At 66.2% G+C, this 21,471-nt stretch carries 24 protein-coding genes and 2 tRNA genes; 16 read left to right on the forward strand and 10 right to left on the reverse strand.

The features are described 5' to 3' along the window. Positions 1 to 43 precede the first annotated feature (43 nt). Both EDF74_RS09705 and EDF74_RS09710 read right to left on the reverse strand, forming a co-directional pair. The gene (locus EDF74_RS09705) at positions 44 to 526 is read right to left on the reverse strand and encodes a DUF962 domain-containing protein (RefSeq protein ID WP_123729957.1); all 483 of its coding nucleotides are present in this window, start codon (positions 524 to 526) and stop codon (positions 44 to 46) included. Between the two features lie 133 nt (positions 527 to 659). Beyond that, positions 660 to 1,586: a phosphoribosylaminoimidazolesuccinocarboxamide synthase gene (locus tag EDF74_RS09710; protein WP_019185298.1), complete on the reverse strand. Its 927-nt coding sequence runs from the start codon at positions 1,584 to 1,586 to the stop codon at positions 660 to 662. A 143-nt stretch (positions 1,587 to 1,729) separates the two neighbouring features. On the opposite strand from EDF74_RS09710, the gene EDF74_RS09715 reads away from it, so the two are divergent. The 9 genes from EDF74_RS09715 (at position 1,730) to EDF74_RS09755 (ending at position 9,335) form a co-directional block, all read left to right on the forward strand. Next, entirely contained in the window at positions 1,730 to 2,059 is a 330-nt protein-coding gene (locus EDF74_RS09715) for a J domain-containing protein (protein WP_123730837.1), read from the forward strand. Between the two features lie 42 nt (positions 2,060 to 2,101). After that, complete coding sequence (gene rpe / locus EDF74_RS09720) at positions 2,102 to 2,779, forward strand: ribulose-phosphate 3-epimerase (protein ID WP_070426117.1); 678 nt, start codon at positions 2,102 to 2,104, stop codon at positions 2,777 to 2,779. Positions 2,780 to 2,791: 12 nt separating this feature from the next. Continuing rightward, on the forward strand, positions 2,792 to 3,274 hold the full coding sequence (locus EDF74_RS09725; RefSeq protein ID WP_123730838.1) for a GNAT family N-acetyltransferase: 483 nt from the start codon (positions 2,792 to 2,794) through the stop codon (positions 3,272 to 3,274). 190 nt (positions 3,275 to 3,464) lie between these two features. Continuing rightward, positions 3,465 to 4,397 carry a lipid kinase YegS gene (gene yegS / locus EDF74_RS09730; protein ID WP_123729958.1) on the forward strand — a complete coding sequence of 311 codons (933 nt, stop codon included), beginning with the start codon at positions 3,465 to 3,467 and terminating at the stop codon, positions 4,395 to 4,397. 167 nt (positions 4,398 to 4,564) lie between these two features. Beyond that, positions 4,565 to 6,040, forward strand: a complete 1,476-nt coding sequence (gene trpE, locus EDF74_RS09735) for an anthranilate synthase component I (protein WP_123729959.1) — start codon at positions 4,565 to 4,567, stop codon at positions 6,038 to 6,040. Between the two features lie 75 nt (positions 6,041 to 6,115). Continuing rightward, complete coding sequence (locus tag EDF74_RS09740) at positions 6,116 to 6,694, forward strand: anthranilate synthase component II (protein ID WP_123729960.1); 579 nt, start codon at positions 6,116 to 6,118, stop codon at positions 6,692 to 6,694. A 32-nt stretch (positions 6,695 to 6,726) separates the two neighbouring features. Next, positions 6,727 to 7,764, forward strand: coding sequence for an anthranilate phosphoribosyltransferase (gene trpD, locus EDF74_RS09745; protein ID WP_123729961.1), 1,038 nt, complete (start codon positions 6,727 to 6,729; stop codon positions 7,762 to 7,764). A gap of 63 nt (positions 7,765 to 7,827) precedes the next feature. After that, a complete protein-coding gene (gene trpC, locus EDF74_RS09750) occupies positions 7,828 to 8,622 on the forward strand; it encodes an indole-3-glycerol phosphate synthase TrpC (protein WP_019185311.1) in 795 nt (264 codons plus the stop codon). Then, positions 8,619 to 9,335, forward strand: a complete 717-nt coding sequence (locus EDF74_RS09755) for a haloacid dehalogenase-like hydrolase (protein ID WP_123729962.1) — start codon at positions 8,619 to 8,621, stop codon at positions 9,333 to 9,335. The genes trpC and EDF74_RS09755 overlap by 4 nt, the downstream gene beginning before the upstream one ends. Before the next feature lie 49 nt (positions 9,336 to 9,384). Here the strand turns inward: EDF74_RS09755 and EDF74_RS09760 are convergent, their stop codons facing one another. Continuing rightward, positions 9,385 to 10,146, reverse strand: a complete 762-nt coding sequence (locus tag EDF74_RS09760) for a sulfite exporter TauE/SafE family protein (protein WP_123729963.1) — start codon at positions 10,144 to 10,146, stop codon at positions 9,385 to 9,387. Between the two features lie 125 nt (positions 10,147 to 10,271). Next, positions 10,272 to 10,937, reverse strand: a complete 666-nt coding sequence (crp, locus tag EDF74_RS09765; protein ID WP_123729964.1) for a cAMP-activated global transcriptional regulator CRP — start codon at positions 10,935 to 10,937, stop codon at positions 10,272 to 10,274. A gap of 170 nt (positions 10,938 to 11,107) precedes the next feature. Here crp and speD point away from each other — a divergent pair, with 170 nt between their 5' ends. Together speD and sugE are read left to right on the forward strand one after the other, a co-directional pair. Beyond that, the gene (gene speD, locus EDF74_RS09770; RefSeq protein WP_019185315.1) at positions 11,108 to 11,902 is read left to right on the forward strand and encodes an adenosylmethionine decarboxylase; all 795 of its coding nucleotides are present in this window, start codon (positions 11,108 to 11,110) and stop codon (positions 11,900 to 11,902) included. A 168-nt stretch (positions 11,903 to 12,070) separates the two neighbouring features. After that, positions 12,071 to 12,388, forward strand: a complete 318-nt coding sequence (gene sugE, locus EDF74_RS09775; protein ID WP_123729965.1) for a quaternary ammonium compound efflux SMR transporter SugE — start codon at positions 12,071 to 12,073, stop codon at positions 12,386 to 12,388. Positions 12,389 to 12,535: 147 nt separating this feature from the next. Here the strand turns inward: sugE and coq7 are convergent, their stop codons facing one another. Beyond that, positions 12,536 to 13,180, reverse strand: a complete 645-nt coding sequence (gene coq7 / locus EDF74_RS09780) for a 2-polyprenyl-3-methyl-6-methoxy-1,4-benzoquinone monooxygenase (RefSeq protein WP_123729966.1) — start codon at positions 13,178 to 13,180, stop codon at positions 12,536 to 12,538. A gap of 180 nt (positions 13,181 to 13,360) precedes the next feature. Between coq7 and rplM the strand changes: the two genes are divergently transcribed. Both rplM and rpsI read left to right on the forward strand, forming a co-directional pair. Then, complete coding sequence (gene rplM, locus EDF74_RS09785) at positions 13,361 to 13,789, forward strand: 50S ribosomal protein L13 (protein ID WP_017354548.1); 429 nt, start codon at positions 13,361 to 13,363, stop codon at positions 13,787 to 13,789. Positions 13,790 to 13,791: 2 nt separating this feature from the next. Beyond that, positions 13,792 to 14,184 (forward strand): 30S ribosomal protein S9, encoded by a 393-nt coding sequence (gene rpsI / locus EDF74_RS09790; RefSeq protein ID WP_017354549.1) that lies wholly within the window; start codon positions 13,792 to 13,794, stop codon positions 14,182 to 14,184. A gap of 450 nt (positions 14,185 to 14,634) precedes the next feature. Here rpsI and EDF74_RS09795 read toward each other — a convergent pair. Both EDF74_RS09795 and EDF74_RS09800 read right to left on the reverse strand, forming a co-directional pair. Next, positions 14,635 to 14,709: transfer RNA gene (locus tag EDF74_RS09795), tRNA-Gln, on the reverse strand. A 49-nt stretch (positions 14,710 to 14,758) separates the two neighbouring features. After that, a tRNA-Met gene (locus EDF74_RS09800) sits at positions 14,759 to 14,835 on the reverse strand. Positions 14,836 to 14,956: 121 nt separating this feature from the next. Between EDF74_RS09800 and EDF74_RS09805 the strand changes: the two genes are divergently transcribed. The 3 genes from EDF74_RS09805 (at position 14,957) to bfr (ending at position 16,491) form a co-directional block, all read left to right on the forward strand. Next, positions 14,957 to 15,589 carry an RNA pyrophosphohydrolase gene (locus tag EDF74_RS09805; protein WP_121040607.1) on the forward strand — a complete coding sequence of 211 codons (633 nt, stop codon included), beginning with the start codon at positions 14,957 to 14,959 and terminating at the stop codon, positions 15,587 to 15,589. Positions 15,590 to 15,706: 117 nt separating this feature from the next. Next, positions 15,707 to 15,913, forward strand: a complete 207-nt coding sequence (locus EDF74_RS09810; RefSeq protein ID WP_088433582.1) for a (2Fe-2S)-binding protein — start codon at positions 15,707 to 15,709, stop codon at positions 15,911 to 15,913. Between the two features lie 107 nt (positions 15,914 to 16,020). Continuing rightward, the gene (gene bfr / locus EDF74_RS09815) at positions 16,021 to 16,491 is read left to right on the forward strand and encodes a bacterioferritin (protein ID WP_019185321.1); all 471 of its coding nucleotides are present in this window, start codon (positions 16,021 to 16,023) and stop codon (positions 16,489 to 16,491) included. 1 nt (position 16,492) lies between these two features. Here the strand turns inward: bfr and EDF74_RS09820 are convergent, their stop codons facing one another. From EDF74_RS09820 to EDF74_RS09830, 3 genes are read right to left on the reverse strand one after another with little or no spacing between them, the layout of a single operon-like run. Continuing rightward, a complete protein-coding gene (locus tag EDF74_RS09820; protein WP_123729967.1) occupies positions 16,493 to 18,808 on the reverse strand; it encodes an ATP-binding protein in 2,316 nt (771 codons plus the stop codon). Between the two features lie 2 nt (positions 18,809 to 18,810). After that, positions 18,811 to 20,670 (reverse strand): EAL domain-containing protein, encoded by a 1,860-nt coding sequence (locus tag EDF74_RS09825; RefSeq protein WP_123729968.1) that lies wholly within the window; start codon positions 20,668 to 20,670, stop codon positions 18,811 to 18,813. A 57-nt stretch (positions 20,671 to 20,727) separates the two neighbouring features. After that, positions 20,728 to 21,354, reverse strand: coding sequence for a DUF4126 domain-containing protein (locus EDF74_RS09830; RefSeq protein WP_123729969.1), 627 nt, complete (start codon positions 21,352 to 21,354; stop codon positions 20,728 to 20,730). Positions 21,355 to 21,471: the final 117 nt, after the last annotated feature.

A 21,471-nucleotide genomic window follows, 5' to 3' on the forward strand; every position in this document is an offset into this window, starting at 1 on the left:
GTGGACTGCTGGTGAGCGTCCTCGCTCGTTCAGGAAAAACCGGTCAGTAGCGCCAACCCATCCGGCGGTAGAGCTTGGCCAGCACCCACAGCGGGCCGATCAGCAGGTAGACCAGATCGGTCAGGAAGCTCGGCTTGCGGCCTTCATGCTTGTGGCCGATGAACTGCGCGACCCAGGCCACGGCGAAGACGCCCAGCGCCAGCCAGAACAGGTTCACCAGGCCTATCTCGGCTTCCAGCAGACGGCAGACGCAGCCGCTGACGAAGAAGAACGCCAGCATGCCGTAGCCGAGCGTGCGCGACAGGCGGTTGTAGAAGCACCAGGCGGCGAACATCGCCAGGCCGGCCCAGATCCCGTTCTGGAACCAGGTGATCAGCGGCGGCAGGCACCACAGCAGGGCAATCACCGACCATGCGATCGCCGGGACGGCCACGACGTGGATGCGCTGGTTCAGCGCATTGCGGTGGTCGTTGGAATAACTGGCGAAATAGCGGTCGATCGGGCGTGCGACGGTGGTGGTGGCCATGTTCCCTCCCAGGATCTGCAGAGCATACCGCCGGTAGAGCCGACCGTTGGTCGGCTGCCTTCCATCGTCTGCCCGACATGGCCCGGCATCGGAAACCGCGCTCCCCGGCCCACGCCCGGGGAACGCGTGCCGGTCAGTCGACCGAGATACCGGCCAGGCGCTGCAGCGCCTCAGCGTACTTGGCGCGGGTGCGCTCGATGATCTCGGCCGGGATGCTCGGGCCCGGGGCGGTCTTGCCCCAGTCCAGCGTCTCCAGGTAGTCGCGCACGAACTGCTTGTCGTAGCTCGGCGGGCTGGTGCCCACCTCGTACTCGTCGGCCGGCCAGTAGCGCGAGGAATCCGGAGTCAGCATCTCGTCCATGATGTACAGACGGCCATCGGCATCGGTACCGAACTCGAACTTGGTGTCGGCCAGAATGATGCCGCGCTCGCGGGCGTAATCAGCGGCGAAGGCATAGATGCGCAGGGTGGCATCGCGCACGCGCTCGGCCAGGTCCGCGCCGACCGCCTTCACCATCGCATCGAAATCGATGTTCTCGTCATGGTCGCCGACGGCGGCCTTGGTCGAGGGAGTGAAGATCGGTTCGGGCAGCTGTTCGGCCTGGCGCAGGCCGTCGGGCAGCTCGATGCCGCTGATCTTGCCGGTGCGCTGGTAGTCCTTCCAGCCGCTGCCGATCAGGTAGCCACGGGCGATCGCCTCGACCGGAACCGGCTTGAGCTTGCGGGTGACCACCGCGCGCTTGGCGTACAGGGCCGGATCGACACCCTCGGGCAGCACGCTGGCGACATCGATGCCGGTCAGGTGGTTGGGCATCAGGTGCGCGGTCTTGGCGAACCAGAAGTTCGAGACCTGGCAGAGCATCTCGCCCTTGCCGGGGATCGGATCGGGCAGCACCACGTCGAAGGCTGACAGACGGTCGGTTGCGACCATCAGCAGGTAGTCCCCCGGCGGAGTGCCGGCGGGGAGCCGGTCGCGCGGAATGTCGAAAACATCACGCACCTTGCCGCGATGGCGCAAGGGCAGGCCGGGGAGATCGGATTGCAACAACGTGGTCGGCACGGGCACTCCTGAGGCTTCGTCATGACAGCTGTCCAGGGGACCCGGAGGGCCCGCACAGACAGCGGGCGGCCTAGTGTAAAGCGGGTTGGGCCCGCTGTGACGTAAAATGAAGATCCTTTGTCGCCTTGGCTGCCCAGACCACCATGCGCTGGTACGGAAAACTGCTCGGATTCATCGCTGGCGCCCTGTTGTTCAGGCCCAATCCGCTGTTCGGGGCCGTGGTCGGGCTGTTGCTGGGACATGCCTTCGATGCCGACTGGTTCCGGCTGAACAGGGAAAACCCCTACCGGGAGCTGGGGCTGACCTCCGAGGCGACCGATGCCGAGATCGACCTGGCCTACCGCCGGCTGATGTCCCAGTACCACCCGGACAAGGTGGTCGGCGCGGCGCCGGAGCTGCGCCAGCAGGCCGAGCGCAAGTCGCGCCAGCTCAATGCCGCCTATGACCGCATCAAGACCCTGCGCAAGCGCTGATTCCGCGCGGCGCCCCCTTTCAACCTCCTGAAGGCCCCGGCCATGTCCAACTGCATCATTGCTCCCTCCATTCTGTCCGCCGATTTCGCCCGCCTGGGCGAGGAAGTGGACAACGTGCTCGCGGCCGGCGCCGACTGGGTGCATTTCGATGTGATGGACAACCATTACGTGCCGAATCTGACCATCGGCCCGTTGGTCTGCCAGGCCCTTCGCAAGCACGGCGTGACCGCACCGATCGACGTGCATCTGATGGTGGAGCCGGTGGACCGGATCATTCCGGATTTCGCCGAGGCCGGCGCGACGTACATCAGCTTCCATCCGGAGGCGAGCCGCCACGTGCACCGCACGATCCAGCTGATCCGTTCGCTGGGCTGCAAGCCGGGCGTGGTGCTCAATCCGGCCACGCCGGTGGACATCCTGGACTGGGTGCTCGATGACCTGGACCTGGTGCTGGTGATGTCGGTCAATCCGGGTTTCGGCGGCCAGGCGTTCATTCCCTCGGCGCTGGACAAGGTGCGCGCAATCCGCAAGAAGATCGATGCCAGTGGCAAGGACATCCGCCTGGAGATCGACGGTGGCGTGAAGGCCGACAACATCGGCGCCATCGCGGCGGCCGGTGCGGATGCGTTCGTGGCCGGCTCGGCGATCTTCAATGCGAAGACCAGCTACCAGGACATCATCGCGCAGATGCGCGGCAACGTCGCCGCGGCGCGGGGCTGAGCCATGGGACCGGTGGCTGCCGTGACCATCCGCGTGGCCACCGCCGGGGATGCGGGGCTGATCCTGCGCTTCATCCGCGAGTTGGCGATCTACGAGAAGGCCGCGTCGTCGGTGCAGACCGACGAAGCGGGCATCCGTGCGAGTCTGTTCGGGCCGGCGGCAAAGGCGCATGCGCTGATCTGCGAAGCCGATGGTGTGGCGATCGGGTATGCGGTGTATTTCTACAACTACTCGACGTGGCTGGGCCGTAACGGGATCTATCTGGAAGATCTGTACGTCAGCCCGGAGAGCCGCGGCAGCGGTGCCGGCAAGGCGCTGCTGCAGCACATCGCACGGATCGCGGTGGCCGAAGGCTGCGGGCGGTTCGAGTGGTCGGTGCTGGACTGGAATGAACCGGCGATCCAGTTCTATGAAGCGGCCGGGGCGACGCCGCAGAGCGAGTGGACGGTGTACCGGATGGAAGGCGAGGCGCTGCGGACCTTCGCCGAAGGCTGAGCTGTCTTAAAAAAAGACCGCACCATTGCTGATGCGGCCCTGGGAATAGCGGGAGGCTGATCCTGCCTCCATCCATCTTCCTTGCTATGGCCTTCCATTCTCCGGGCCATGGGTGACGCTTTGATGACGTTCACCGGCGGCCACGCCGTCCGCTGCTAGCCTTCGCTTCCCCACTCCCTGGAAGTACCGCATGAGCCGTCCCCATTGGCGTTTGATCCTCAACGGCAAGTCCACCGGCAATGAGGATGTGCGCGAGGCGGTGGCCGCGCTGCGTGAGCGCGGGGTGCAACTGGAGGTACGGGTGACCTGGGAATCGGGCGACGCCGAACGCTATGTGGCCGAGGCGATCGCCCACGGGGTGGATACGATCATCGCGGCCGGCGGTGATGGCACGCTCAGTGAGGTGGCCGAGACGCTGGCGCATCGCGAGGAGTCGGCCGACGCGCTGCCGTCGCTGGGGTTGTTGCCGTTGGGCACGGCCAATGATTTCGCCACCGCGGCGGAGATTCCCGATGAACCGCTGGCGGCGCTGGAGCTGATCGCGCAGGCGCCCGCGCGCCCGGTCGATCTGCTGCGCATCGATGCCGATGGCAAGGTGTGGTGGTGCGCGAACGTCGCCAGTGGCGGCTTCGGCACCGAGGTCACGGTGGAGACCGATGAGGGCTTGAAGAAAGTGCTCGGCGGGCTGGCCTATCTGGTCACCGGGATATCGCGGCTGGGGCGGATCGATCCGATCCAGGCACGGGTCCGCGCGCCGGGGTTCGAATGGGCCGGTGGTTTCATCGCACTCGGCGTGGGCAACGGCCGCCAGGCCGGCGGTGGGCAGGTGCTGTGTCCGGAGGCCCTGATCGATGATGGTCTGCTGGATATCACGGTGATCCCTGAGCTGAGCGGGGAGGTCGCCTCCACCTTTGCCGCGCTGGTCAAGGGTGGCAAGCGCGGCGCGCTGGAGCAGGTGGCCGAACGTGTACAGGCGCCGTGGGTGGAGATCGAGGCCGAGGTGCCGCTGACCCTCAATCTGGATGGCGAACCGGTCCAGGCCCGGCACTTCCGCATCGACTGCGTGCCGAGGCGGGTCAACCTGCATGTGGCACTGGACAGCCCGCTGCTGTCGCGGGGCTGATGCCAGGGGCGTCGCCGGGTTCCATCCGGTGCCGTCAATGCGGTACAGTCGCCGCGTGTCCATTCTGACGACCCCGCATACCCTTTCTTCCGCTCGCCGTTGGTGGCGATGGTGGCCTGTTGCCGTCGTCCGTCCCGCCACCGCCGTTTCCCGGAAGGAAAGTCGTCTTGATTACGCTCGAGCAGTTCCAGCAGCAGGCCGCTGAAGGCCACACCCGCATTCCCGTCGTCCGTGAAGTGCTGTCCGACCTGGACACGCCGCTTTCGGTCTATCTGAAGCTCGCCGACGGCACGCATACCTATCTGTTTGAATCGGTCGAGGGCGGCGAACGCTTCGGGCGCTATTCCATCATCGGCCTGCCGGCGCGCCGGGTGTATGCCTTCCACGGCCATACCCTGACCATCAGCGAGTCCGGCACCGTGGTGGAAACCCGCGAGGTCGCCGACCCCTTCGCCGAGGTCGAAGCGCTGCGCAGCGCCCACTCGGTGCCCAAGCTGGCCGGTCTGCCCGGCTTCACCGGTGGCCTGGTCGGCTGGTTCGGCTTCGAGTGCATCGGTTACATCGAACCGCGCCTGGCACCGCCGCGTGGCCGCGATGAGCTGGGTACGCCGGACATCCTGCTGCTGCACTCCGAAGAGCTGGCGGTGTTCGACAACCTCAAGGGCCGTCTGTACCTGATCGTGCATGCCGACCCGGGTCAGCCCGGTGCATGGGAGGATGCCCAGGCCAAGCTGGATGCGCTGGTCGCCAAGCTGCGTGCGCCCGGTGCCGGCTACCCCGCGCCGATCACCCGCGATGTGCTGGACGAGAACGATTTCGTCTCCGGCTTCACCCGCGAAGGCTTCATTGCCGCGGTCGACAAATCCAAGGAATACATCCGCGCCGGCGACATCTTCCAGGTGGTGCTGAGCCAGCGCCTGAGCGTGCCGTTCAAGGCGCGCCCGGTGGATGTGTACCGCGCGCTGCGCGCGCTCAATCCCTCGCCGTACATGTACTTCCTCGACACCGGCGACGTGCAGGTGGTCGGCTCCTCGCCGGAAATCCTGGTGCGGCTGCAGGACGGGGAAGTCACCGTGCGCCCGATCGCCGGCACCCGCCCGCGTGGCGCGACGGTGGAAGAAGACAACGCACTGGAAGTCGAACTGCTGGCCGATCCCAAGGAACGTGCCGAGCATCTGATGCTGATCGATCTCGGCCGCAACGATGCCGGTCGCGTGTCCAAGGCGGGCACGGTGGAAGTGGGCGAGCAGTTCGTGATCGAACGCTACAGCCACGTCATGCACATCGTCAGCGAAGTCACCGGGCAGCTGCAGCCGGGCCTGAGCTACGCCGACGTGCTGCGTGCAACCTTCCCGGCCGGCACCGTCAGCGGCGCACCCAAGATCCGCGCGCTGGAAGTGATCCGCGAGCTGGAGCCGATCAAGCGCAACGTCTACGCCGGCAGCATCGGCTACATCGGCTGGCATGGCGATGCCGATACCGCGATCGCGATCCGCACCGCCGTGATCAAGGACGGCCGCCTGCACGTGCAGGCTGGCGCCGGCATCGTCTACGACTCCGATCCCGGTAAGGAATGGGACGAGACGATGAACAAGGGCCGCGCGCTGTTCCGTGCGGTCGCGCAGGCGGCCAAGGGCCTGTAAGGCACTGCCGCCGAACTGTCTGACACGTGCGCCGTTGCGTGCACGCCACTTCCCCATTCAAGACGGACCCTGACCATGTTGTTGATGCTCGACAACTACGACAGCTTCACCTACAACCTCGTGCAGTACCTGCAGACGCTGGGCGCCGAGGTCAAGGTGGTGCGCAACGACGCGTTGAGCGTCGATGAAATCGCCGCGCTCGCGCCCGAGCGCATCGTGATTTCGCCCGGCCCGTGCACGCCCAACGAAGCGGGCGTGTCGCTGGAGCTGATCCGCCGGCTCGGCCCGACCACGCCGATCCTCGGGGTGTGCCTGGGCCACCAGAGCATCGGCCAGGTCTACGGCGGCGATGTGATCCGCGCCGGTACGATCATGCACGGCAAGACCTCGCCGATCCGCCATGAAGGCAAGGGCGTGTTCGCCGGCCTGCCGGACCGTTACCAGGCCACGCGCTACCACTCGCTGGTGGTGGACAAGACCACGCTGCCGGCATGCCTGGAAATGACCGCCTGGACCGAGAACGCGGATGGCTCGATCGAAGAGATCATGGGACTGCGCCATCGCGAGTATCCGGTCGAGGGCGTGCAGTTCCATCCCGAGTCGATCCTCACCGAGCATGGCCACGCCCTGCTGAAGAATTTCCTGCAGCGCTGAGAGCGCCGCATCTGCATCACAAAGGACCCCGCATGACCTTCTCCGCCCAGGAAGCCCTGCAGCGCACCATCGAGCACCGCGAAATCTTCTTCGACGAAATGGTCGACCTGATGCGGCAGATCATGCGCGGTGAAGTGTCGCCGGTGATGACCGCCGCGATCCTGACCGGCCTGCGCGTCAAGAAGGAAACCATCGGCGAAATCGCCGGTGCCGCCACCGTGATGCGCGAGCTCGCCCTCGCGGTACCGGTGGAGGACAAGACGCATCTGGTGGATATCGTCGGCACCGGTGGGGATGGTTCGCACACCTTCAACATTTCCACCTGCGCGATGTTCGTGGTGTCTGCGGCCGGGGCCAAGGTGGCCAAGCATGGCAACCGCAGTGTTTCCTCCAAGTCCGGCAGTGCCGATGCAGTCGAGGCGCTGGGCGCGATCATCGATCTGCAGCCGGACGAGGTCGCGCGCGCGATCACCGAAACCGGCATCGGCTTCATGTTCGCACCGATGCACCACCCGGCGATGAAGGTCGTCGCGCCGGTGCGCCGCGAAATGGGCGTGCGTACGATCTTCAACATCCTCGGCCCGCTGACCAATCCGGTGGGTGCGACCAACGTGCTGATGGGCGTGTTCCACTCGGATCTGGTCGGCATCCAGGCGCGCGTGCTGCGCGAACTCGGCGCCGAGCGCGCGCTGGTGGTGTGGGGCCGCGACAACATGGATGAGATCTCGCTCGGCGCCGGTACGCTGGTCGGCGAGCTGCGCGACGGCAAGGTGCGCGAGTACGAGATCCATCCGGAAGACTTCGGCATCGCGATGTCGGCCAGCCGCAATCTCAAGGTGGACAGCCCGGAGGAATCCATCGCGATGCTGCGGGGTGTGCTCGACAACCAGCCCGGCCCGGCGCTCGACATCGTCGCGCTCAATGCCGGCGCCGCGCTGTACGTGGCCGGTGTCGCCGACAGCATCGCCGATGGTCTGGCCCGTGCCCGTGCGGTGCTGGCCGATGGCAGTGCGCGCTCGCGGATGGAGCAGTACGTCGCCGCCACCCGCCGCATCCGCGGGGCCGTCTGAGCCTGCGTTTTCCGAATTCAGCGGGGCTGGTCGATAATGGCCGGCCTCCAGGACCCCAATGACATGAGCGACATCCTCGATACCATCCTGGCCCGCAAGGCCGAAGAAGTCGCCGCACGCCGGGCCCAGGTGCCGCTTGAAGCACTGATTGCGCGCGTGGAGCAGGCTCCGCCCGTGCGCGGCTTCGCGGATGCGCTGCGCGCCTCGATCACCGCTGGCAACCCCGCCGTGATCGCCGAAATCAAGAAGGCCAGCCCGTCCAAGGGCGTGATCCGCCCGGACTTCCATCCGGCCGACATCGCGGTGAGCTACGAATTCGGTGGGGCCAGCTGCCTGTCGGTGCTGACCGACGTGGATTTCTTCCAGGGCAGCGACGCCTACCTGCAGCAGGCGCGTGAAGCGTGCACGCTGCCGGTGCTGCGCAAGGACTTCGTGATCGATGCCTATCAGGTGTATGAAGCGCGCGTGCTCGGTGCGGACTGCATCCTGCTGATCGTGGCCGCCCTCGACGATCGCCAGCTGGCCGAGTTGTCCGACCTGGCCATGCAGCTGGGCATGGACGTGCTGGTGGAAGTGCACGACATCGACGAGCTCGAGCGCGCCATCCAGGTGCCGGTGCCGCTGATCGGCATCAACAACCGCAACCTGCGCACCTTCGAGGTGTCGCTGCAGACCACGCTGGACATGCGCCAGGCCGTGCCGCGCGACCGCCTGCTGGTCACCGAAAGCGGCATCCTCGGCCCGGCCGATGTCAGCGTGATGCGCGAAGCCGGGGTCAACGCGTTCCTGGTCGGTGAGGCCTTCATGCGCGTGGAAGAGCCCGGCGAGGGCCTGCGTCAGCTATTCTTCAGCGCATGACAGCGATCTATCCAACGCCGCGCGACGACGCCCCGCTGGTGGTCTTTGATTTCGATCACACCCTGTATGACGGCGATTCCGGCAGCCATCTGTTCGCCTGGCTGATCAAGCGCAACCCGCTGCGGCTGCTGGCCGCCCTGGTCGCCACGCCGCTGCTCGGTCCGCTGGTGGCCTTCCTGCCCACCCGCCGCCGCGGCATTTCCGGCTATGTCTGGATCGCCACGTTCGGCCTGCACCGGGCGCGCGAGTTCAACAAGGTGATCGACCGCTACGTCCTCAAGCACGAGGCCGATATCCGCCGCCGCCTGCTGCCCGTGGCGCTGGAGGTGTTCGCGCGTCACCGTGCCGCCGGCGACCGCGTCGTGGTCGCTACCGGCGCACCGCCGGAACTGGCCCGCGCAATCCTGGCCTTCGTGGCGCACCAGGGCGTGCCGGTGATCGGCAGCGAGGTCGGCCCGTTCCTGGGCGCGGTCATCGCCACCCGCCACTGCCACAACGAAGAAAAGATGCGGATGCTGCGCGAGCGCGGTTATGGCGAGATCGCCACGGCCTACTCCGACAGCAGCGCCGACCTGCCGCTGTTGCTGGCCGCGGCGGCGCCGGTGGTGGTCAATCCGAAGGCGTCACGGGTGGACTATTTCCGCCAGGTGCTGCCGCCGGGCACCCCCGTGCTCAACTGGGGCTGCGTGGATCGGGCCGGTGACAAGGTCTGATGCGACGTTGAAATAGCCTGAAAGGGGCTGGAAAGGTGTCGCGTCCGGCTCAGCCTGCGCGCCACTGCACGATCGCATGCCCGATCTGGAACAGGCTGATGCCCAGCACCAGCACGCCGACGGCGATCAGCACCCAGCGCTCCTTGACCTTTTTGACCAGGATCGCGGCCACCGGTGCAGCCATCATGCCGCCGATCAGCAGGCCGGCCACGATGTTCAGGTACTGCACGCCCATGGTCAGCAGGAAGGTGATCGACACGGCGAGGGTCACCACGAACTCGGCGGCGTTGACCGTGCCGATGGTGGTGCGGGCCTGGCCGCCGCGGGCGAGCAGGGTGGACGTCGCCACCGGACCCCAGCCGCCGCCACCGCTGGCATCCAGCAGGCCGGCCACGAATCCCAGCAGGGGCACCCGCTTCACTTCCTGGGCCGGCAGCATCCGTCCGGCCGCGCGCAGCAGGATGAAGATGGCCAGCACCAGCAGATACATATAGATGAAGGGGCGGATCACGTCACCGGGAAGCTGGGTCAGCACGTAGGCGCCGACCACGCCGCCGACCGCGCCGGGCAGCGCCAGGCGCAGGAACAGCCGGCGGTCCACGTTGCCGGCGACCAGGTGCGAGACCCCGGAGGCCCCCGTGGTGAAGACTTCGGCGGTGTGGATGCTGGCGCTGACCGCTGCTGGCGGCAGGCCCATGCTGAGCAGCACGGAGGAGGAGATCAACCCGAAGGCCATGCCCAGCGCGCCATCGACCAGCTGCGCGCCGAGGCCGATCAGGATGAACCAATAGAATTCACTGCCAAGTTCCATGCGAACAGCCTAGCGGCAAATGGGCAGGTAGTGCCGGTCGCTGGCCGGCAACCCCGTCCATGTCGACGGGCATGGGTGTGGATCTGCGTGGTTGCCGGCCAGCGGCCGGCACTACGCGGGCAGGATCAGCGGGTGCCGTACAGGACGACGGTCTTGCCGCGGGCATGCAGCAGCCCGTCGGTCTGGAGTTTCTTGAGCACGCGGCCGGCCATTTCACGCGAGCAGCCGACCAGGCGGGCCAGTTCCTGGCGCGACACGCGCAGCTGGGTGCCCTGCGGGTGGCTCATCGCCTCCGGCTCGCGGGAGAGATCGTGCAGGGTCCGCACGATGCGGTCGGTGACGTCCAGGAAGGCCAGGCGGCTGGCTTTCCTGCTGGTGTCGAGCAGGCGCTTGGAGAGCTGCTGGCCGATCGAGTAGAGCAGCCGCGGGGCATCGGCCGAGAGCGGCCCCAGGAACAGCTGATGCAGGCGCTCGTAGCTGATCTCGGCCAGTTCGCACGGGGTGCGGGTGCGCAGGATCACCTCGCGGCGGTCCGATTCGACGAACAGGCCCATCTCACCGACGAACTCACCGGAGCCGAAGTAGCCCAGCACCAGCTCACGATCGTCATCTTCCTCAGCCATTATTGAGACGGAGCCACTGATCACGTAGTACAGGGTGCCGGCCGGATCGCCCGGGCGGAAAACATCGGTACGGGCGGGGTAGCGTCGGCGGTGGCTGTGTGCCAGGAAGCGATCGATTGTTGCGATATCCAGGGCTAATGGACTTGCGGCAAGGCGCACAGTTGACACGTTGAGGCGCTCCGATTGCTCATGAAGAATTCACGGCTATGTGCCGCGAGCTTAACGATCCCAATTGTGAAGGGCAAACCGAACACACCTACTCGTTTCAATGCAAGTTTCGCGTCCGATCACTTTGCCCCATACTTGCTTCTTTCCCACCACACACAGGATCGACCGCCGTGGTCAAGCCGTTGCCTCGCCTGAGGTTGCAGGGTTTCAACAACCTCACCAAGGCGCTGAGCTTCAACATCTATGACGTCTGTTACGCCCGCACCGAAGAGGAGCGTCAGCGTTACATCGAATATATTGATGAAGAGTACAACGCCGATAGGCTGACTCAGATCCTGACCGACGTTGCCGAGATCATCGGCGCGAACATCCTGAACGTGGCCCGCCAGGACTACGACCCCCAGGGTGCCTCGGTGACGATCCTGATCTCGGAAGAGCCGGTGATCGACAAGAAGCAGGCCGGCAAGGAGCTGATCTCCGATGCCGTGGTCGCGCACATGGACAAGAGCCACATCACTGTCCATACGTACCCGGAAACCCATCCGCAGGAGGGCATCGCCACGTTCCGCGCGGACATCGATGTGGCTACCTGTGGTGTGATTTCCCCGCTGAAGGCGCTGAACTACCTGATCGAGAGTCTGGAATCGGACATCGTGATCATGGATTACCGCGTGCGTGGCTTCACCCGCGATGTGAAGGGCAAGAAGCACTACATCGATCACAAGATCAACTCGATCCAGAACTTCCTGGCCAAGAACATCAAGTCCCGTTACGAGATGTTCGACGTCAACGTCTATCAGGAAAACATCTTCCACACGAAGATGCACCTGAAGGACTTCGACCTGGACCAGTACCTGTTCGAAGAGAAGGCCAAGAACCTGTCGTTCAAGGAACGCATGAAGATCGAGGCGCTGCTGCGCCGTGAGATCGAAGAGCTGTTCCATGGGCGCAATCTGGCCGAGTAAGGCACTTCGCGATGTCGCCCGGGCCTGGCCCGGGCGGCCTCGTTCAGGCGGGACGGCCCGCCCTGTGGAACCGGTGTTTGCGCAAAACCCGGTTCCACGGCAGCTACCGACGACGGTCCGGTGTGAAAACACCGGGCCGTTTTGCTTTTGTTAACCCAAGGAATCCCCATGCCCTGGATCTATCTTCTCGTTGCCGGTCTGTTCGAGATCGGCTTTGCCATCGGAATGAAGTACTCCGAAGGCTTCAGCAAGCCGCTTCCCACCCTGGCCACCGTTGGCGCGGCGCTGGTCAGCCTGTACCTGATGAGCCAGGCGATGAAATCCATTCCGGTCGGCACGGCGTACGCGATCTGGACCGGTATCGGCGCGCTGGGCGTGGCGATGCTGGGCATCTTCCTGTTCGGCGACAGCGCCTCGCCGTCGCGGCTGGCCTGCATCGCGTTGATCGTGGCCGGTGTGATCGGCCTGAAGCTGGTCTCGGGGTAACGCCCTCGCATTCGCGCTGGCGCTCCCACGGTTCGCTGTGCGAACCGTGGGCCCCCCGGCTCACTGAACACCCATACCCTCGACGCTTCGCGGCGCCCCGCTGACTCAGGGGGGCTTTTCACCCGATGCACGCGGCGCGGTGGAGGCTTAAAGGCGGTACGCGATGGTCTTCATGACCTTGGAGGCCAGCGCCATCACCGACGGGATCGGTGCGGGCAGCTTCCGGGCGCCGGCATGCTCGGCGTGGTCGGCGTGGCGGGCCTCGTCGATCTTCATCACCTTGATCACCTCACGGCTGCGCAGATCGGCCGGGGGCAGGGTGTCCAGGTGTTCGTCCAGATGCGCTTCGACCTGGCGTTCGGTCTCGACCACGAAGCCCAGGTTCCAGCCATCCCCGCGCAGGCCGGCCAGGGTGCCGATGGTGTAGCTGCCGGCATACCAGATCGGGTTGAACAGGCTGGGGCGGCTGTCCAGCTCGCGCAGGCGCTGGGCGCACCAGGCCAGGTGGTCGGTCTCTTCCTGGGCGGCGTCGAGCAGGTGCGCGCGGGTTTCCGGCTCGCGGGCCACGGCGGCCTGGCCGAAGTACAGGCCTTGGGCGCAGACCTCGCCGACATGATTGATGCGCATCAGCCCGGCCGCGTGGCGGCGCTCGGGAGCGGCCATCTGCACGTCCGGGGTGGCCTCGGCCGGGTAGGGGCGGCTGGCCGGCGGATTGCCGAACACGGTATCCAGGGCTCGCTGGGCTTCGGTCAGCAGGTGGTCGAGCGGCGTGATCTGGCGGAGCGCGGTCATGGCAGGAAGTGTCGCGGCGGGGGACTGTCGATTCTCGCCCCCGCGGACCGGCGTGCCAAGCCGGAATCCGGTCAACTTGCATGTGGCGGACATGGCCAGTACAATCCCGCCTCTTCACAACGCGTGGCAGAGTTCCGGCCGTACTGCGCCGTAATGAGCCCGACCTACTAGAGTTCTTTCATGAGCACTTTCACTGCAAAGTCCGAGACCGTCCAGCGCGACTGGTATCTCGTCGACGCATCCGGCAAGACGCTGGGCCGTCTGTCCACCGAGCTGGCCCGCCGTCTGCGCGGCAAGCACAAGCCGGTTTACACCCCTCACGTTGATACCGGTGATTACCTGGTTGTCATCAATGCAGAAAAGATTGCCGTCACCGGCAACAAGCTGCAGGACAAGCTGTATCACCGTTTCACTGGCTACATCGGCAACCTGAAGACCGAAACTCTGGCCCAGGCGCTTGAGCGCCACCCGGAGCGTGTCATCGAGACCGCCGTCAAGGGCATGCTGCCGAAGGGCCCGCTGGGCCGCGCCATGTACCGCAAGCTCAAGGTGTACTCGGGTTCCGAGCACCCGCACGCCGCTCAGCAGCCTCAGGTTCTGGATATCTAATCATGGCTATCACGCAAAACTACGGCACCGGCCGCCGCAAGTCCTCCACCGCCCGCGTGTTCCTGCGCAAGGGCGCCGGCAACATCACCGTCAATGGCCGTCCGCTGGACGAGTTCTTTGGCCGTGAGACTGCACGCATGATCGTGCGTCAGCCGCTGGAACTGACCAAGAACACCGAAAGCTTCGACATCATGGTCACCGCCGCTGGCGGTGGTACCACCGGTCAGGCCGGTGCGATCCGTCTGGGCATCGCCCGTGCACTGGTCGAGTACGACGAAACCCTGAAGTCCGAGCTGCGCAAGGCTGGCTTCATGACCCGTGACGCCCGTGAAGTCGAGCGTAAGAAGGTCGGCCTGCACAAGGCACGTCGCGCCACCCAGTTCTCCAAGCGCTGATCCATCGCGCCTGGCGTGGGATCCTTCGGGATCCCCCTGGGAGGTACGCAAAAGCCCGGCTTCGGCCGGGCTTTTGTCGTTTCCGGGGGTGGGTGTCCGCCGCGCAGATCAGCTGGCTGTCAGACGGATGCAGCAAGGGCTGGCGACGCCTCCGGCGTCACCGGTGCGCTCGCCGCTGTTTCATGTGGGGTAGCGCCGTTGGTAGTGCCGACCGCTGGTCGGCTGCTTTCGCGGCCCGGCATGGGCCCGGTGTCGGCCGTGCACCCTCTCTCTGGTGAAGCAGCCCCCTTGGCGTCCAAGGGGGCGCGCCGCCAGGCGCGGGGATGTGGAGGCAAAGAAGGCTGGCCCCAACCTTGCTCCGCAAGGTTGGGGCACTGGGCGCTGTGCGCCCAGTCAGCCGCCCAAACAAAACAAAAGGCCTGATCTTTCGATCAGGCCTTTTGTTTTGTTTGGCTGCCCCGGATGGATTCGAACCACCGAATGCCTGAGTCAGAGTCAGGTGCCTTACCGCTTGGCGACGGGGCAAAATGTGCGTGCAATTATTGCACTTTCTCCCTGAAAAACCAAGCGGACTTGGTGGCTATGGGTGGACTCGAACCACCGACCCCAGCATTATGAGTGCTGTGCTCTAACCGGCTGAGCTACATAGCCTCAGGGAGCCGGCAATTCTGGAGATGTATTCGGAATCTGTCAATACTTTTTCACCGCGCTTGTGAGTGGGCAGCGGGCGTGGCACAGTCCCGATCAGTAGATTTTTCTAGGAGTCCGCATCGTGATCGATCCGGACGGCTATCGACCGAACGTCGGTATTGTGCTGATGCGGCAGGATGGGCAGGTTTTCTGGGCACGACGTGTGCGCCGGGATGGCTGGCAGTTCCCGCAGGGCGGCATGAACACCGACGAGACGCCTGTCGAAGCCATGTATCGTGAGTTGCAGGAAGAAACCGGGTTGTTGCCGGAGCACGTTGAAGTGCTCGGGGCGACGCCGGGTTGGCTTCGCTATCGGCTGCCGGCACGGGCCATCCGCCGCAATGAACGGCAGGTCTGTATCGGCCAGAAGCAGGTGTGGTTCCTGCTCCGGCTGGCGGGAGACGAATCCCACGTCACCTTGGACCATACGGACAGCCCCGAGTTCGACCAGTGGCGTTGGGTCGATTTCTGGTACCCGGTCGAACATGTGGTGATGTTCAAGCGGGGCGTCTATGCGCGTGCCCTGCGCCATCTGGCGCCGCTGGCACGGGGGGTGGCAGGGACGGGGGTGGAAACAATGCCCAAGTCCGCCCAGGAAGCCTGGATGCCGGGCAACGCCGCCGGTCACGACCGGCCGCGCAAGCGCACCACGCCCAAGCGGGGTGGCGGCTACTGGCCGCGCAGCAAGGCCAAGGGCGAGCCGGGCGCCGTCTGAGCGATTTACGGCGGCTCTGAACCGTATCGAGAATGATTCAGGTTCGAAATTGACAACCATTCGCGTTTCCATTGGAATAGCAGCAGGCCAATCCGGGCCTGTCTGCCGAGTCCGCACGTGTACGTCTGCATCTGCAACGGGGTTACCGACCATCAGATCCGCGAAGCCGCGCAAAGCGGTGTCGTGAGCGTGTCCGAGTTGACGATGCGCACCGGCTGCGGCGCGACCTGCGGTTCCTGCCTGGACATGGCGGCGGACCTGCTGGCCAAGTTCAGCGCCACCCACGACCTGCCGCTGCCGGTTCTCGGCCTGCAAGCCGCCTGAGCTGGGCCCGCTCCGTTGCGGGCCGCAACTGAGCACGATTCGCGTTCCTTCATGCCTGCGCGCGACGCGCTACAGTGCCCGCGATTCCACGCAGCAGGAGCACGCTCATGAAGGGCGACGCCAAAGTCATCGAATTCCTCAACAAGGTCCTCTACAACGAGCTGACCGCGATCAACCAGTACTTCCTGCACGCCAAGATGCTGAAGAACTGGGGCCTGAAGGAACTCGCCGATCACGAGTACAAGGAATCGATCGAAGAGATGAAGCATGCGGACATCCTGTCCGACCGCATCCTCTTCCTCGAAGGCCTGCCGAACTTCCAGGCGCTGGGCAAGCTGCGCATCGGCGAGAACCCGGCCGAGATCCTGCAGTGCGACCTCAGCCTGGAACGCGATGGCGTGGTCACGCTGCGCGAGGCTGTGGCGTATGCCGATTCGATCGGGGATTACGTCAGCCGCCAGCTGTTCGTGAAGATCCTCGAGTCCGAGGAAGAGCATATCGACTGGCTGGAAACCCAGCTGGACCTGATCGAGCGCATCGGTGAGCCGAATTACCTGCTGACCAAGATCGAAGACTGAGTCAGCCCTGCAGCGGGACGCGCAGGCGGGCGTGATAGCCGGCCAGCGCGATCCGTGCACGCGCGAACTCGGCGATCAACAGCGCCACCGCCACGGCGGGGCGCTCCAGCGTGCCGGCGCGGGCATCGTGCTCGATCCGCCAGGCCGCGGCCGACAGGGCCATCGCACCCACGTTCGCACTGGCCGATTTGAGACTGTGCGCCAGCGCCCGCAGCTGGTCCAGATCCGCGGCGACCGAGGCATCCTGCAACTGCCGGATCAACGGCGGGGTGTCATCGAGGAACACCCCGATGATGCGCGCCGTGTCCGCGCCGATCACGTCCAGCAGTTCATCGAGCACGTCCTGGTCGAGTACCGCAGCGGGCGTTTCGTCGCGTGCGGGGGGCGACGGTGCCGGGGTCAGCGCCGATGGCGTGGCCAGTGGCGGCGTCGAGGCGGTGTCATTGGCCATCACGCTGCTCCACCGTGCCAACACGACCTGCAGCGTTTCGCGGTTGATCGGTTTGGACAGGTAATCGTCCATGCCCGCCTGCAGGCAGCGCTCACGGTCGCCGGCCATCGCATTGGCGGTCATCGCCACGATCGGCAACCGCGCCGCAGCCTGTGCAGACTCATGGGCGCGCCAACGGCGGGTGGCGTCGTAGCCATCCAGCACAGGCATCTGGCAATCCATCAACACCAGATCGAACGTCTGCGTACGCAGCGCCTCCAGTGCCTGTTCGCCCTGGGTGGCAGTGACCACCTCGCAGCCGAGCACCTGCAGCAGCCGTTGAGCGACCAGCAGATTGACGCTGTTGTCTTCCACCAGCAGCAGACGCAGTGGGAACTGCGGCAGCGCCGTGGGCGAGCCGGCATATTCCACCTCGGCCAGCAGCGCGGCCGGGCGCGCACTGGGCACCACCGGGCGCAACACCGCATGCAGCTCGCTATCGGCGGCCAGCCGCGACAGGGCCGGCCCGGGGCCAAGCGCCTCGGGCACGGGCGCCTCATCGCCATACAGCCACAGCAGCTGCGCCTCCGGGTGCCGCTCATTGCCGGCCACCGCGTTCTGCAGGGCCTGGGCGCCAAGGCGCAGGCCATCGGTGTCTGCAATCACCCAGGCCAGCACTGGATCGATGCCACGGCGCTGCGGCGCGCGCAGGGCATCGATCGCCTCGGCACTGGTCTCCACCGTGTGCAGGCGCAGGTCATGGTGCTGGGTCACCCGCTCGATGCGCTGGGCCAGCAACGGGTCGCGCGTGACCAGCAGGGCACGGCGCGCACTCAGCGCGGCAGGCAGATCGCCGATCACCTTGAGCAGCGGAATCTCGAACCAGAACGTGGCGCCGTGCCCGGGCGTGGAGTGCACGCCGATGCGGCCGTGCATCAGGTCGATGATGCGCTTGCAGATCGCCAGGCCGAGCCCGGTGCCGCCGTACAGGCGCGTGGTCGAGGCGTCGGCCTGGCTGAAGGACTGGAACAGGCGCGCCTGCAGCGCCTCGTCGATGCCGATACCGCTGTCGACGATCTCGAACCGCAGCTGGTGCTGCGCGTTGGTCTCGCCCTGGCGCTGCACGCGCAGCCGGATGTGCCCACGCTCGGTGAACTTGATTGCGTTGACCAGCAGGTTGCTCAGCACCTGGCGCAGGCGCACCGGGTCACCCCGGACGGACAGGCGCACCGCGGGATCCAGCTCGAGCGACAGCTGCAGGCCCTTGGGATCGGCGGCGCGCTGCATCAACTGCACCAGACCTTCGAGCAGTTCGCGCAGATTGAACGTGGTGATCTCCAGGTTCAGGCCCTTGGCCTCGAGCCGCGAGTAATCGAGGATGTCATCGACGATGCGCAGCAGTTGCTGCGAACTGGTGGCGGCGGTCTGCAGCATCTGCCGCTGGTCGCTGCCGAGCTGGCCGCGCGCGATCAGATCGAGCATCGGCAGGATGCCATTGAGCGGCGTGCGGATCTCGTGGCTCATCGTCGCCAGGAATTCACCCTTGGCCAATGCGGCGGCTTCGGCGGCCTGCTTGGCGCCGAGCAGTTCCTGTTCCAGCTGGTTCTGCTGCTGACGGCGCTGCTGCAGCTGATCGCGCTCGAGCACCAGTGCCTCATTGCGCCGCTGCAGCGTCTCCAGCTGGTCCTGCGCGTCACGCCAGCGGCGTACCGCCTGGATGCCGGCAATCAGTGCCAGCAGGCCGGTGCCGGCGGCGATGTCGATCCACGGCCCATTGGCACCGATCCGCGCCATCACGCCAGCGGTGGCGCAGACTGCGGCCGCCGCAGCGCTGATCCACAGCGAGGCCGGGGTGGAGGAGGGGGCTGGCCGTCCGTGGCGTCCCATGCTCAGAGCACCGAGTTCTGGAAGTCGAAGTTCAGTTCGCTGCCGGCGGACTGGACCATGTTGCCCTGGATGAAATCGACCCCGCCGATCCACATCGCGGCCGCTGCCTGCGGGTCTTCGATCTGTTGGCCGATGATGCGCAGCCCGGCGCGGTGCGCCAGATCGATCGCCGCACGCAGTTCGTCACGCGTCTGCTGGTTGGTGTGGCTGTTGGAAAAGCGCGCCGCCATGCGCACAAAGGCCAACGGCAGCTGCGACATCAGCGCATTGGCTTCATCGCCCGGCTCGAACTGGCTCAGGCAGAAGCGCACGCCCGCTGCATGCATGCGGGTGCAGAACTGCTGCAGGGTGACGGTGTGGATCAGCGCATCGGGCAGGCGCACGTCGATGACCAGCGCGCTGCCGTCAATCTGCCGGCTCGCCAGCGATTCCAGCAGCCAGTCGCCGAAGGCATCGCGGGCCAGGGTGCGCAGTGACTGCGAGACGAACAGGTGCAGCGGCTGCGCGGCGTGGCGGTACAGATCCAGCAGACCCAGCGCATGGTCGAGCACCTGCTGGTCCAGATCGGCGATGCGCCCGGCCGCTTCGGCGGCCGGAATCACCTGCCCGGCCGCCAGCACGCTGCCATCGGCCTGGCGCAGCCGCAGCAGCACCTGGTACTGCGCGGTGTTGCCACCGGCCACGGCGACGATCGGCTGGTAGGCCAGTTCCAGCTGCCCTTCAAGCAACGCCAGGTGTTCCTGCGCGGCCACATCTTCGCGGCGCACGTAGGCGGCCACGCCCGCGGTCAGCAGGCGGGCCTGCAGGGTGGTGCGCTCGACCGCTTCCAGTGCACTGCCCGCATCGGGGAAGCCCGGCGAAAGCTGGGCATGCCCGACCACGCCGCGCAGGTGGACCGATTCGTCATCGCGGATCACGAAGGCGCGCGTGGACAGCTGCTCGCGCAGTGCATGCGCCATCGCATCCAGGGTGTCCTCGTCGGCATTGCGGGCGAGCACCAGGAAGCTGTTGTCGTTCAGGCGTGCCAGCAGGTGGGGCTGGGCGGCATCGGCCAAGCGCTGACCGGCCTGGGTCATCAGCCGCTCGAAGGCCGCGTAGCCATAGCGTTCGCGCAGGCCGAGCGCGCTGGCGATCTCGATGAAGAACACGCCGCCGCGATCGCGATGGGCAAGCGAGGCGCCGAGCTGCTGCATCACGTGATGGCGCGTGGGCAGGCCGGTCTCGGGGTTGTTCATCGCCGGCGCGCCGGCGTTGCCCGCCTGCGAGGCGGCCTGGGCACGTGCGCGGCGGATCCGGTTGGACACGGCCGCGATCAGATGGCGCGGGCGGATCGGCTTGCTGAGGAAATCATCGGCGCCGCTGTCGAGCACCTCGAACTGGCGCTCCGGATCCGGGTCGCCGCTGAGGAAGACGATCGGCAGCAGCTGCTGGCCCGGTTGCTGGCGGATCAGCGCGGTCAGGCGCATCCCATCCAGCCCGGGTAGATGCAGGTCCATCAGGATCAGATCGGGGCGGTGCTCGGCGATGGCCTGCTGCACGCCCTCGGCATCGCTGTGCACCAGCGCCTGCATGCCGGCACCGTGCAGCACGCTCTGCGCGAACAGGGCCTGCGAGCGGTCGTCCTCGACGATCAGGACGCGGTACGGCGAGTCGATACCGGGTGGGATCATCTGGCTGGCATCGGTGGGCAGCGGCGGCAGCAGGGGCGGCGGGCTGGCCGGTGCGGCATTGAGCGGGATGACATTGCTGTTGGCCACGGGCGCCGGCGCACCTGGGCGCTGCCAGCGCTGCCAGTGGTCGGCCGGCGGCGTTTCAGCGCGCACGGCGCGAGGGGGTGCAACAACGTTGTCGTGAACGGCCATCAGTACTCCCAGTCTGCGCCGCAATTATGCGACGAACGCCCGAGGGCAGGGCGCGCATTACCGTGGCAGGGTTCCCGGTTTGACCTGCGTCTGGCCACTGTCGGCCTGGCGCATCAGCCAGCGCACGCCTTTCCACAACGTCCGCCAGATCATCCACACGATCAAGGCGCCGATCAGGCTGCACGCCACCACCAGGATCAGCGCCAGCCATGGGTGGGCAAGGGCGAGCGCCAGTCCGCCGACCACCACGGTGTCTTCGGCGGCCGAGGCGACCCAGTTGCTGGCCGGTTCGGGCGAGGTGTTGAGCAGGGCGCGGGTACCGGATTTGAGCCCGTGGCTGGCCAGCGCGACGCCGGCGCCGGCCACCAGTGCGGTGCCGCTGAGCTCGCCGCTGGGCGAGAGCGTGGCGGCGGCCAGGAACGCACCGGCCGGCACCCTGGCCAGCGTCTGGACCAGATCCCAGGCCGAATCGACCCCGGGAATCTTGTCGGCGAAGAATTCTGCGATGGCCAGCGCGGCCGAGGTGCCCAGCACCCACCAGGACTCCGTGGCCTGCAGCGCGGGTGGCAGATCGACCCAGCCCAGCAGCCCGGCCAGGCCGACGCCGAACACGGTGAGGTACACGCGGATACCGGCCAGCCAGGCCAGCAGGATACCGATCACGAACAGGTGGGCTTCGGTCATGGCACGCGCTCCGGCTGCAGAATGTGCACAGGCGCACACTATCGTGGATGACGTCCATGAACGCCACTGCCCCGATCCCGGTCCTGCGCGGACAAGGTCTTTCCCCTGACTTACACT

The organism is Stenotrophomonas rhizophila (genome assembly GCF_003751305.1).
GTDB lineage: Bacteria > Pseudomonadota > Gammaproteobacteria > Xanthomonadales > Xanthomonadaceae > Stenotrophomonas > Stenotrophomonas rhizophila_B.

Coding starts and splice junctions, on each gene's coding strand:
- trpD (WP_123729961.1), top strand. CDS start 6,727: ATGACCTTCTCCGCCCAGGAAGCCCTGCAGCGCACCATCGAGCACCGC.
- EDF74_RS09760 (WP_123729963.1), bottom strand. CDS start 10,146: ATGGAACTTGGCAGTGAATTCTATTGGTTCATCCTGATCGGCCTCGGC.
- EDF74_RS09715 (WP_123730837.1), top strand. CDS start 1,730: ATGCGCTGGTACGGAAAACTGCTCGGATTCATCGCTGGCGCCCTGTTG.
- trpC (WP_019185311.1), top strand. CDS start 7,828: ATGAGCGACATCCTCGATACCATCCTGGCCCGCAAGGCCGAAGAAGTC.
- bfr (WP_019185321.1), top strand. CDS start 16,021: ATGAAGGGCGACGCCAAAGTCATCGAATTCCTCAACAAGGTCCTCTAC.
- coq7 (WP_123729966.1), bottom strand. CDS start 13,180: ATGACCGCGCTCCGCCAGATCACGCCGCTCGACCACCTGCTGACCGAA.
- EDF74_RS09825 (WP_123729968.1), bottom strand. CDS start 20,670: ATGGCCGTTCACGACAACGTTGTTGCACCCCCTCGCGCCGTGCGCGCT.
- rpe (WP_070426117.1), top strand. CDS start 2,102: ATGTCCAACTGCATCATTGCTCCCTCCATTCTGTCCGCCGATTTCGCC.
- yegS (WP_123729958.1), top strand. CDS start 3,465: ATGAGCCGTCCCCATTGGCGTTTGATCCTCAACGGCAAGTCCACCGGC.
- sugE (WP_123729965.1), top strand. CDS start 12,071: ATGCCCTGGATCTATCTTCTCGTTGCCGGTCTGTTCGAGATCGGCTTT.
- rpsI (WP_017354549.1), top strand. CDS start 13,792: ATGGCTATCACGCAAAACTACGGCACCGGCCGCCGCAAGTCCTCCACC.
- EDF74_RS09820 (WP_123729967.1), bottom strand. CDS start 18,808: ATGGGACGCCACGGACGGCCAGCCCCCTCCTCCACCCCGGCCTCGCTG.
- EDF74_RS09705 (WP_123729957.1), bottom strand. CDS start 526: ATGGCCACCACCACCGTCGCACGCCCGATCGACCGCTATTTCGCCAGT.
- EDF74_RS09755 (WP_123729962.1), top strand. CDS start 8,619: ATGACAGCGATCTATCCAACGCCGCGCGACGACGCCCCGCTGGTGGTC.
- EDF74_RS09740 (WP_123729960.1), top strand. CDS start 6,116: ATGTTGTTGATGCTCGACAACTACGACAGCTTCACCTACAACCTCGTG.
- EDF74_RS09830 (WP_123729969.1), bottom strand. CDS start 21,354: ATGACCGAAGCCCACCTGTTCGTGATCGGTATCCTGCTGGCCTGGCTG.
- rplM (WP_017354548.1), top strand. CDS start 13,361: ATGAGCACTTTCACTGCAAAGTCCGAGACCGTCCAGCGCGACTGGTAT.